We start from the raw sequence: 306 nt of genomic DNA, 5'->3' as shown, positions 1-306 counted from the left end.
CAACATTAGGTCTATTAAAATGCGTATTAATTGTGTATGCTGGCATTGAAGGTAGTAATCTACCATAACAGGTAGTTCTGCCTCCAGTTTCCTTAAATTTTTTAATTCTGTTAGAAGGAACAAAATCAGGTACATCCATATAGTTTCCCCCAGGTTTTACAAATGATATTATCTGCTTATCTAAATCACTCATCTGAGGATAAAAATGCTGATTAAACGTTTCCTCACCTTTTTGTCTCATCAACTTTTGATATTCACATTGAACTTTCTTAGAGTAAAAAGAATCTCCATATTGACTTGCTGGAC

The 306-nt window shown here is 33.3% G+C and carries 1 pseudogene; it reads right to left on the bottom strand.

From position 1 onward, the window contains the following. A pseudogene (locus tag ACSBRB_RS10655) lies at positions 1-306 on the bottom strand (DNA cytosine methyltransferase); the annotation flags it as partial.

The sequence above is a fragment of the Staphylococcus auricularis genome, assembly GCF_051172115.1.
Taxonomy (GTDB): Bacteria; Bacillota; Bacilli; order Staphylococcales; family Staphylococcaceae; genus Staphylococcus; species Staphylococcus auricularis_A.
Note: the sequence above shows the minus strand (reverse complement) of the source record. Positions and strands in the feature narration are given on the sequence as shown.